Annotated in this window: 8 protein-coding genes; 1 reads left to right on the plus strand and 7 read right to left on the minus strand. The window is 45.5% G+C overall.

Annotated features, from left to right (window positions below; all coding sequences use genetic code 11):
- The first annotated feature begins 400 nt into the window (after positions 1 to 400).
- On the plus strand, positions 401 to 817 hold the full coding sequence (locus DW917_RS15030) for a DUF6078 family protein (RefSeq protein ID WP_147344219.1): 417 nt from the start codon (positions 401 to 403) through the stop codon (positions 815 to 817).
- A 462-nt stretch (positions 818 to 1,279) separates the two neighbouring features.
- On the opposite strand, the gene DW917_RS15040 is transcribed toward DW917_RS15030, so the two are convergent.
- The 7 genes from DW917_RS15040 to DW917_RS15070 form a co-directional block, all read right to left on the minus strand.
- Positions 1,280 to 1,480: a hypothetical protein gene (locus DW917_RS15040; RefSeq protein ID WP_118120015.1), complete on the minus strand. Its 201-nt coding sequence runs from the start codon at positions 1,478 to 1,480 to the stop codon at positions 1,280 to 1,282.
- Between the two features lie 18 nt (positions 1,481 to 1,498).
- Positions 1,499 to 4,999: a hypothetical protein gene (locus DW917_RS15045; protein ID WP_147344220.1), complete on the minus strand. Its 3,501-nt coding sequence runs from the start codon at positions 4,997 to 4,999 to the stop codon at positions 1,499 to 1,501.
- A 461-nt stretch (positions 5,000 to 5,460) separates the two neighbouring features.
- On the minus strand, positions 5,461 to 7,329 hold the full coding sequence (locus tag DW917_RS15050; RefSeq protein ID WP_118120019.1) for a 4-hydroxy-3-methylbut-2-en-1-yl diphosphate synthase: 1,869 nt from the start codon (positions 7,327 to 7,329) through the stop codon (positions 5,461 to 5,463).
- A gap of 48 nt (positions 7,330 to 7,377) precedes the next feature.
- Positions 7,378 to 7,884 (minus strand): 5-(carboxyamino)imidazole ribonucleotide mutase, encoded by a 507-nt coding sequence (gene purE, locus DW917_RS15055; RefSeq protein ID WP_022110448.1) that lies wholly within the window; start codon positions 7,882 to 7,884, stop codon positions 7,378 to 7,380.
- A gap of 61 nt (positions 7,885 to 7,945) precedes the next feature.
- A complete protein-coding gene (locus DW917_RS15060; protein WP_118120021.1) occupies positions 7,946 to 8,554 on the minus strand; it encodes a phosphatase PAP2 family protein in 609 nt (202 codons plus the stop codon).
- Between the two features lie 43 nt (positions 8,555 to 8,597).
- The gene (rpoN, locus tag DW917_RS15065; RefSeq protein ID WP_118120023.1) at positions 8,598 to 10,127 is read right to left on the minus strand and encodes an RNA polymerase factor sigma-54; all 1,530 of its coding nucleotides are present in this window, start codon (positions 10,125 to 10,127) and stop codon (positions 8,598 to 8,600) included.
- Positions 10,128 to 10,204: 77 nt separating this feature from the next.
- Positions 10,205 to 10,849 carry a hypothetical protein gene (locus tag DW917_RS15070; RefSeq protein ID WP_118120025.1) on the minus strand — a complete coding sequence of 215 codons (645 nt, stop codon included), beginning with the start codon at positions 10,847 to 10,849 and terminating at the stop codon, positions 10,205 to 10,207.
- Positions 10,850 to 11,035 lie beyond the last annotated feature (186 nt).

The raw sequence follows: 11,035 nt of genomic DNA on the forward strand, positions 1-11,035 counted from the left end.
ACGAGAAAGCTACAATGGTATAAACGCGGAGCCGCTTACTTGATTGGGTGACAGGTGGGTGAAGGGTGGTGAAGGGTTAAATTTTACCCTTCACCCTCGGAGCCCCAGTGTTTATCGGCATTCCAAAAGAAAAGGTGAAGGGTGAAGGCAAAACGTCGTATCAGATTTCAAAATTCCGGTCTCCCTGTTTTCCGAGAGCGAAATGACTGGTTTTCAGTTGTGAAGCTCAGAGTTATGATTTTACTTGCCTAAGGCACATTTGTGCCCTCAGCCAGGGCACAAATGTGCCATAGTAAGTTAAAACGCTATCTCTGAGTTCCAGCATTCTATCTCTGAGCTTTACCCTCTCTGTCTGAGCCTTTTTCTATGAATTATAAATAACTTAAAAATAAAAGAAAGTATGAAGAATATTCCACATTGTGTAGTTTGCCCTATGGTATCCTGCACACGTAGCAACACTTGTGCCCGTTATGCGCAGTATGTCAAGGCGCTTGCCAATGCTGACACCTTTGAGGTGCTCAATGTGAAGCATCTGGTGAGTGAAGGCGAGAAGTGTCCCTATCATCTTGTAGCAGAAAAGCAAGTATGGGCGAGGGGATTCCTGCGCATCTACAATACCATCCCATCGGGCAGAACCCGTTATTTCTATTCCCATACGCCTTATACCCGTCGCAGGTTTTATAAGGCAAGGAGTGGCGAGATAGACATTCCTCCTTACATACAGGAACGCCTTCTCTCCATCTTTCGGGAGCACGGTGCTGATATGAGCATCGGCTTCGACCGTTATGAAGAGAAGGAGGTTCTGGTGGAAAAATAAGAATCCCATGGATGTTCAGTTCAAAGGCAGCCCTGATATAAATGTAGAAGTACACAAAAAAAGTCCCCGATGCATCACGCACCAGGGACTTCAAAATTTTAATTTTAATCTATGAAGTACAATCCGTGTTAGAACACGGCTGTTTGTAAATTCGATTTGATTTTATTCAGGCAGGCATTTAACTTGCCGTATGTTTTTTCACCAGCAGTTTTTACTCCACTGGTATATTGTCGCATGAGTGAAGGATTAATGCCAGCACGTCGAGCGATATCTGTGGCGTTGAGAAATGAAAATAGAACTTTATTTCTCCGAGTATGACTATAATCAGTTCTTTGGTTGATGATGTTGTATGTTCATTTACCTTACTTTATGATGAAAACTACCTCCCTCATTGGATTTTACCAAAGGGGGAGGTTAGTTCTTTAGATGATTTTGTATTTTATGATTTCTGCATGATATGTTTTACAGGGCTTCGTCTTCATCGTCCCAATCAGAACTTGAGCTTCCAAAGCCGCTATTATCGATTCCTATTGTTACATCATCGTTGCTTGGTGTATCCTTTGAACTGACGGCTGCACCGCTCTGCGGCGCAGGAATCATCAGTTCCTCCAAGTCAACAAAAACAACCCTTGTTGTTGGTTTTATATATTTCTTTTGTATCATTAATTCTGCGTTTATCTATTACTTGATTACTTTTTTACCATTCACGATATAGATGCCTTTTGGCAGATGGTTCCATGCAGCCTCTGAGTCGCCTACTTTCTGTCCGTTGAGCGAATAGATGCCATTGGCGAATTTTTCGGCAGGAGTGATACCTTCATCATTGTTCATGATATCCTCTATGCTTGTCGGCTCGCTGATGCCGTCGATGAAGAGGGCAAACTGTGGCTTGGCTGCAGAAGATTCTGTGGTGCTGTAGCGGAACCAGCAGCGGAAACCTTTCGAGGCACCACCGCCTGTTTTATATTTCAAGACGGGCTTGTTGGTGGTCTTGTCTGCTGTCATGATATAGGCATCTGTCATAGGCGAATGTCCTGGGAGTAAGGTGTTCTTGCCGCTTGTTGCATCCTTGGTGTAGTTGCGTGTCAGCATACCGTAGGCTGTCATCTTGCCGCCGTTCACCTCAGCATTGGTCTCCTGACCCTTGATGACATAAGAGTAGGCTTTCTGGGTGCCATCAATATTGGATTGGGTCATGCCCTTGAAGTCCCAGTGGTTGAAGTTGCCTTCTTGCTTGGTCTTGGCAAAGCCTTCGCCTTCTATCATCGTGATGTCGTCGATGCTGTAGTAGGCATTGTCAGGACCGCCGATGGTCTTGGTCTGATAAGTCATGCCGTTATCAGCACAGTTGAAGAGATAAGCCGTGTATTCGTCGGTATTCTTTGGCGCCTCATAGCCTTCATCATTTATCTTGATGAGATAAGGGGTCATCGGCTTGAGCCAGTAGTTATAAGATGTTCCGTCAGGAGCGGTCACCTTGGTACTATTGCTTATGGTCTTGAAACGTATCTGGGATGCGGTGAGTGTGCTGAGCTCGGCAATCTGTGCATTCTCTCCGAAGGCACCCTTGAACTGCTCTTGGGTCAGACCCACAGGAAGGATGATGGTGTTCCAGCTGTTCTTGGTGAACGTGCGGTGGAGCAACAGCTTCTTACGTATGTCGCCATGACTCTTATACTTGTGTATAGTCTGGTCGAGATAGTCGAGGTTCTCATCGTTCTCGTTGAGGATGAGGAAAGGCTCGTTTCTCTCCTGTCCTCCATAGAGCAGACGGAAGTTGTCGAAGGCTGTGAAGTCTTTCGAATAAGAGCGTGTGCCATTGTAAGCCGTCTCGTATGTCGTCTGCTGTGGAATGTTCACACCGAAGGTAACTGTAGCAGGTGCAGAGGGAGATGCACTCTCTACATAGAAGAGCACCTGCGATGTACTTTCCTTCACATGGTTGGGTTGCACATGCTCGTCGTTCATGTCAACAGCTGCATTATACATCGGACTTGCCTGGTCGTAAGGCCAGTAAGCATCTTTGGCATTCAGAATCTGCAGGTTCTTTTGAAGATATTCGTCTGTAATCTTTCTCAAGTCGCATTTGAACTCATTTTCCGCCTTAGCATTTCCTTCTTTCACCGTAGCATAGAGATATGCGTTGATGGTGGTAAGGCCCTGGCAACGAACGATATACCAGCCTGGACTGTCAATCGTTATGCTCTGATACATACGACCGTAGCCTCTATTCTGGACGGTGGCGCACATGTAGCGGCTATGGTTGGCACAGAAGTTATTGTTGGTGCGACCTCTGTTTATGGTATCGTTGAAGTTCCATAGCTCATCTGCTCCGGAGTTGTAAATATTCGCTTCTAAATTGGTTTTATAGTTGCCGTCGTAACCAATGCGCAGCTTGGCATTGTTGTACTCTTTTGAAGCATTACTCAGTGTCTCGTCTATATTCCAGTTCTTCAATCCATCATTGTGTCTTGAGAAGTCGGGATCTGCCAACACAGCACTCAGGTCTATCGTCTCTTTGAGCGCACTCTGCTGGCTATTGAGCATGAACAGATAGTCGTGTGCGGTAATCAGTTTCCAGATGGCATAGTTGCCGCTCTGTTCTGGTGTCTCGGTCATCTTTACCATCTCGTATCTGTCGGAGAAATCTGTTATGTAAGTTCTTTTACCGCTTTTATCTACCGTGCTGTAGAGATAGTGCTGCTTGTCATCTTCTTTTATGGCTTTTGTATCGCCTTTGATATAGCCGCTGCTTGCAGTCATATAATAGGTTGCCTCCTTGGTCTTACTTGGATCGTTTACCTCAGCATATCCAAGACCCGTTTTGAGGTTTACATTCATGTGAAGCGCCAGGCGATATTCGCCAGTGGTGCCAGTAGGGATAAACTGCCAGCGGGCATACTCAGGATTATATTTCTTGCCGTTATCTCCTGTTGAATAGATTGGCTTGTCTGTATATACGCCAGCCATTTTCTCTGACAGACCATTATCATTATTATATGTGCCATATCGTATGGTCGCATAAGCCAAGAAAGGATCTACTCCATCTTCATTGCTGTGAATAGAGCGTGAGATGAAAAATGTAGGGTTCACATCGTCTGGAGCATCGGCATAGGTATAGTTCTCCGACCCTGTATTGGTGTCATAATAGCCTTTGCCTGATGCATCGTCGGTCAGCTGAAGGTTGCCTTCGTTATCAAGCACATAAGCATCGTTCTCATACTTAAACTTGGCGAAGGTTCCTGCTTTTCCTTCTTTGTAAGGAATGGTATAGCCGTGCTTTTGTGAGGAAATTGTAAGAGCATCTTTTGAAAGCGTGATTGTGACATCATCCAAACTGGCAATGGTTGTCGTTTTTTTGTTTATCTGGTCTGGTGCCTTGCCCCATGTCCGGTCAATATTGAATGTTTTTGAACTCTTGGTGAAATAAACATGAACCATGTTTTCACCATTTTGGCTCCATGTTTCAATATTTGTTCCTATTGACAGGATGTTTGCTGCGTTAACATTATTAGGACATGAGTTCAGGTTAAGTTTGATAACAATCTTGTCGCCTTTGTCAAAATCAACGTCCAATGCTTCCGACTTGAACTTCTTTCCGTTGGGTATAAATGGGGCTTTGCTGCTTGCCGTGTAGTAAGCATTGTCGGAGGTGTCTTCTGTTTTCTTAACCTTGATGTCTGTTGTTGTTCCGCCGCTCTTTACTATTTGTATCGATTTATAGATAGCGTGGCTTCTGTTGTTTCCTTCTTGGCTTCCAAAATAAAATGGTTTTGGTGTTGTTAGGACAGGAAATTTTTGCTCGCTATTAGTATAGCTCTCCTCTCCTTTTTCGCTGCTTACGGTTTCTCCAGTCTTCTCTGGATAGCGAACGTAGCTGCCTTGTGTTTCTTTGGTGTCATTTCTACTTTGCAGCCAGAAGGGACAAGGTGTATCGCTGAGCGTGGCACTTGCGCCCCAGTAGCCACCAAAGGTAAGAAACTTGCCCGTGCCCTTGTTGTAGAGCAAGAACATGTTCTTAGCTTGACCATTAAACAGGGCATCTTTCATTGAGCTTGGCTTTTCGCCGTTTGTGACAAACTGAGTGTAGTTTTCCTTGGTCACTTCCTGTCCTTTCAGTTTTTCCAATGTACTTGCAATCTGGGTAGTCTGCGCTTTAGTAGCGACACAATACCCCCCCATAGCTAAAAATGCTATGGTAAAAAACAATACTGTTGATTTTCTTTTACTAAAAATATTCTTATGCTTCATATTGTAAATAAGAAATGCGATGATCCGATTTGGAACCACCGTTATAATAGTTGGTTTTATTTAATTAATTGAAATAATGCTACTTCTGAATACTATCATCCTATACAATTGAATGTATTTTTTTATTGTTAATACCGTGATATATATATTGTTATCCGGCAACTTTAATCTTTTTGCAAAGTTATAAATTATTTGTAAAATATACAATCATTATACGTTGTTTTTAAAATTCTTTAACGTAACGTTTTGCGTAAAATAGTATGTATAGTTTTAAAGTACATAAAAAAGTCCCCGATGCATCTCGCACCGAGGACTTCAAGAGTTCAATTTTAATCTATGAAGTACAATCCGTGTTAGAACACGGCTGTTTGTAAATTCGATTTATATCATCTTTATTTCTTATCCGCATCTATGAGGGCAAGCAGATGCTCTACTGCCACTTCTTGCGGGATATTCTTCTCTATGCAAACCTGCTTGCGGTAGAGGCTTACTTTGTTTGGACCGGCGCCCACATAACCATAGTCGGCATCTGCCATTTCGCCAGGACCATTCACGATGCAGCCCATGATGCCAATCTTTAGACCCTTCAGGTGCTTGGTGGCCTCCTTGATCTTGGCAATGGTTTCGCGGAGATCGTAGAGGGTTCTTCCGCAACCAGGACAACTGATATACTCGGTCTTGCTGGTACGCAGACGAGCTGCCTGAAGTATTCCAAAAGCAGTCTCATCAATGGTCTGGGCAGGGATGTCGCCATTGTTCATCAACCAGATACCATCGGTCAGACCATCTATCATCAGCGCACCCATGTCGGCAGCAGCCTCCAACTGGAAGTCGCTCTTCTCTTCCTTGCTGTGCTGGTACATCTGCGCAAAGACAACAGGGTTCTTCAAGCCGGCATTCATCATCTCATGAACCAAGGCGCGCTGGTCGCCCAAACGGTTCTGGTGATTGCTGACGCAGATGACTACCACTTCCGGATGATTCTTCAAGCAAGCGATGTATTCTTCGGCAGGAGTACCAAACTGGAGCGTGAGGAACTTGATGTCTGCCTTGATGCTGGCGATGAACGGCATAGCCATAGCAGGGAAGATAGGATAGAGTTTGGCACCCGTAGTCTCTGGCTTGCAGTTGAGGGTCTCATAGACATTGTAATCTACGATATAGCTCTGTCCCGGCACAAACTGCTTAGGCATCTTTCCACCTATATAGATATAGTCGGGTTGGGCATCCTTATTCTCACAAATCGTGCTCTCGCCATTGATACGGTTGCTGATGACTACAGGCACCTGAGTGCCACCGATATTGCCCACAGCCTCGGTTTCCCGGCGAGTAGGGTGCAACCAGTCGAAAGAAGGACAAACCGTAGCAGGAATCATCAGCTGCCCCTGTTTCTTTCCGATATAATCCACCAGATGGCGGGCTACAGGAATCTCAGCCGCAGGTTCCTCGCTCAGACTTACTCTCACGGTATCACCGATGCCATCAGCCAGAAGCGCACCGATGCCCACGGCACTCTTGATTCTTCCATCTTCACCTTCGCCGGCTTCGGTAACGCCCAGGTGAAGAGGGTAGTTCATTCCTTCCTTCTCCATCTCATCCACTAAGAGACGCATAGAGCGCACCATCACCACGGTATTGGATGACTTGATACTGATGACTACATCGTGGAAATTCTCTTTCTTGCAGATGCGAAGAAACTCCATGCAACTCTCTACGATGCCTTCCGGAGTATCGCCATAGCGATTGCGGATGCGGTCGGAGAGCGAACCATGGTTTACGCCGATGCGGATAGCAGTATGGTTCTCCTTGCAGATATTGAGGAAAGGAACGAATCGTTCCTCAATCTTCTGGAGTTCGTGGGCATATTCCTCGTCGGTATATTCCTGCTTGATAAACTTGCGGGCAGGATCCACGTAGTTGCCTGGGTTGATACGCACCTTTTCGCAATAGAGTGCAGCCACATCAGCCACATTCGGATTGAAGTGGATGTCAGCCACGAGCGGAGTGGTGAAACCATCGGCACGGATTCCCGCATTGATATTCTTCATGTTTTCAGCCTCGCGGGAGCCCTGGGTGGTAAAGCGCACCAGTTCGCCACCAGCCTTGATGATTTCCTCTGCCTGACGTACACAAGCCTCGGTATCATTGGTATTGGTAGTGGTCATCGACTGGATGCGGATAGGATTGTTACCGCCTAAGTCAAGTCCTCCGACATGGGCAACAGAAGAAGTGCGTCGGGTATAATTGAATAAATCTACCATAATGTATAAGATGAGATATGCCCCAGGGAAGGGGCATATCAGGATATATTAGTTACATTTATAATCGTATTTGATTTCATGCAGCTCCTTGTTGGCCTTCTCGATCTTTGCATCCAGACCTGCCTTCCATGCCTGCACCTTCTCTGCCACTTCCTCGTCTCCCAATGCAATCATCTCTGCAGCCAGGATAGCTGCGTTCTGAGCTGCGTTGACACCTACTGTGGCGATAGGAATGCCAGGAGGCATCTGAATGATACTGAGCATGGCATCCAGACCATCGAGCATACCCTTGATAGGCACACCGATAACTGGCAGCGGTGTTTCTGCTGCTATCACGCCAGGAAGGGCAGCAGCCATACCTGCAGCGGCGATGATAACCTTCACACCACGGTCTTTAGCTCCTTTGGCAAATGCTGCTACTGCATCTGGAGTGCGGTGAGCAGAGAGGGCATTTACCTCAAAAGGAATCTGGTTGTCATTCAACCACTTACATGCTTTTTCCATAACAGGCAGGTCACTGGTACTGCCCATGATAATGCTAACTAATGGTTTCATTTGCTTTTATATTTAATATTAATGATTTTTTGTTCTATCATCTAATGAATGCTCACCTTACTTATATAATAAAGAGAGCGCACACTACTCCAACGAGAAATCCGGCTACCACCTGCGCCAACGTATGCTGACGGAGAATCATGCGGGCTGTACCCACCATGCCTGCCAGCAGGATGACGAATGCCAGCCACCAGATAGGATTGAAGGAAAAGGCAATCGAATAGACTACCAGTCCTCCTGCTACTCCTCCGATGGCTGCCGTGTGGGTGGAGATCTTCCACCATACATTGATGAGTGCGCATACCATCTGTATCACCAATGCCGCTACCAGGATAATGCTGATTACTCTCGGCGTGTTGCGGTATTCCATCAGAAAGAAACAGCCAAAATAGCACAGGATTGATATCAGGTAGGGTACGATGCGGCGCTCTTTCCTGCCCAATTCCTTGGAGGTCCATCCCTGAAACCTGCGGTATAGGTGTATCAGCAGGGAGGGCATGAGGATGGTGGAGATATACACCGTGAGCAGCATCGGCAACTTATATGCCAATGGCAGCAGCGACATATAGCTGAACAGAAAAAGAGCCACCAGTCCTACCAATGGCAGGTAGAAAGGGGTGAAGATCATGCTCATGATGCGTGCCGCCAATATGATATTTTTCTCTTTCATAACAAACTATGTTGTATGTAACCTTTTGTATATTTTCCTGAATTTATTTTCTCAATCGTGCTACCGGGATGCCCAACTGCTCTCTGTATTTAGCCACGGTGCGTCGTGCAATAGGGAATCCCTTTTCCTTCATGACCTTGGAAATAGCATCATCGCTGAGAGGTTTCTTCTTATCCTCGTTTTCGATGAGATGCTGGAGGGCAATCTTGATCTTGCGTGTTGACAGTTCCTCGCCGTCTTCGGTGGTATAGCTGTCTGTAAAGAAGAACTTGAGTGGGAATATGCCCCATTTGGTCTGTACATATTTCTCGATTCTTACTCGTGAAATGGTACTGATGTCAAGTTTCGTTCTTTCTGCTACATCCTTGAGAATCATCGGCTTGAGGTCAGCCTCGTCACCATCCAGGAAGAACTGCCTCTGGATGTCGATGATAGCCTTCATAGTGATGATGAGCGTATGTCGGCGCTGCTTGATGGCTTCGATAAAGCCTTGGGCCTTATCTACTTTCTCCTTGGCATAGAGCAGGGCTTCCTTGTCTTTCCGGCTCATCTGATCCTTGTGCTTTTTGTAGGTTTCTATCATGTCGGTGAAGGAAGGAGATACAGTCAGCTCTGGCATATTGCCTCGGTTGAGCGTGAATGTAATGGTTCCGTCATCGGCTGTATCTACGATGAAGTCGGGGTTGATCTGCTGCATGTTTCGTCCGTCAGTCTCGCCAAGCGATGCGCCCGGCTTAGGATTCAACTTGCGTATCTCGTCCTTGAGTGTCTCCAACTGGGTTTCGTTGAGTTCCAGTCCAGACTTGATTTTATCCCAGTGTTTCTTGGTAAATTCGTCGAAATAATCCTCGAATACTTCCTCCATGGTTTTGCGCAGCACTCCCTTAGGCAGTCTTTTTACCTGCAGCAGCAAGCATTCCTGTAGGCTTCTTCCGCCCACACCGGCAGGATCGAACGACTGGAGTTTGTGGAGCACATGCTCAATTTCCTTTTCGCTTACATCAATATTATGGTAGATGATGAGCTCATCGCAGATGCTGTCCAGGTCTTTGCGGAGCAATCCGTCTTCATCCAGCGAACCAATCAGATACTCCATGATTTGCTTTTCTTTATCCGTGAGTATCTGCATGTCCATCTGTTCCTTCAACTTATCGTAGAAGGAAGTTGTATCGCCATAAACCATTTCCTCGTAGTCGGCGTTCTGCGTATTATATCTGTCAGTATTGTAGTCGGGCATCTGGTCGTCTTTTCCGATACTTTCCAATGCCTGATCCAGTTCGTCCTTTCTTTCTTCTTTTTCCGACTGTGCTTCGTAGGCATCGTCTCCAAATTCATCGTCATTACTGTTGTCAGAATCATCCAGAGCCGAACGGTCTTCGTTGCCCTCTCCCATGAGTGCATCGTCCGGATTCTCAGTTTCCAAGGCAGGATTATCATCCAGTTCGGCATTGATATTATCCTCCAGTTCGTTGAGCGGCATTTCCAGCATCTTCACCTGCAACATCTGTTGGGCGGAGAGTCGCTGGAGCTGTTGTAGTTTCTGCTCCTGTGTCTGAATGAGTTTTTGAGTCATGTTTCGTGTCTTTTAAATAAGTTCTTTCCAAGTTACTTAAAAAGTTATATCTTCTTATTAGAAGTATTTTTCCTATCTTACTTGAAGTATTCTTTCAGTTCCAATGCCAGTTTGTAGAGTTTATCAGGATTTCCGTTTCCATATCGCTGCCAGATTTTGCTGCATGCGTCTATCAGATGGCTGATCACCACATCGTTTCTGTTGAGATATGGGTCGCAAATCTGGAACACATTCATGGCCTCTACTATCACCTTCGTGCTGGTTTTGATGAGTTTGGCAAGATCAATGATTTCTGGTGTTTCCGGCACCATGGTGATTGGTGTGAGTTGGAAATAAAGATCGAGGATGATGATCAGCTTGACGGGAGTGAGCGAAGGTTCGGCTTCGATAGGTTCCCAGTCGTGTTCGAATGATTCCCTGATGGAAACCCCCTGATAGAATTGTGTTGCATTTCCACATCCTTCCATTTTCTTGAGCAAATGGATATCACGAGCCAACTTTTTAGGGTTGTCTCCATATTTATCCCAAAGCCTCTTGATGCGTGGGGTGACCATTCTGAGTTTGAACATCTGTTCGTGGAGAACTTCTGGGGCAATATGCAGCTCCAGAGCCAGATTGACCATGCCTTTCGAATAGAGAGGTTTAACGCCCATTGGCTTTTTCTGGTATAATTGCAATAGCAAAAGCCAGTATTCATCTTTCCAAAGAGGATGTTTAGCCATATTACAACACTTTTCTGCAAAAGTACGACTTTTCATCGGTAATACAAAATAAAAATTGGAATTTTTTCCAAAAGAAAGGGAGAAAAATGAGAAATGAGAAATTAGAAATGAGAAATAAGAAATGAGGGCGGTTGGAGATAAAAAGAAGAGGGTGTGTCATAAGTCTGTGACGCACCCTTTTTTTTT

Source organism: Prevotella sp. AM42-24, assembly GCF_003461825.1.
In the GTDB taxonomy this organism is placed as follows: Bacteria; Bacteroidota; Bacteroidia; order Bacteroidales; family Bacteroidaceae; genus Prevotella; species Prevotella hominis.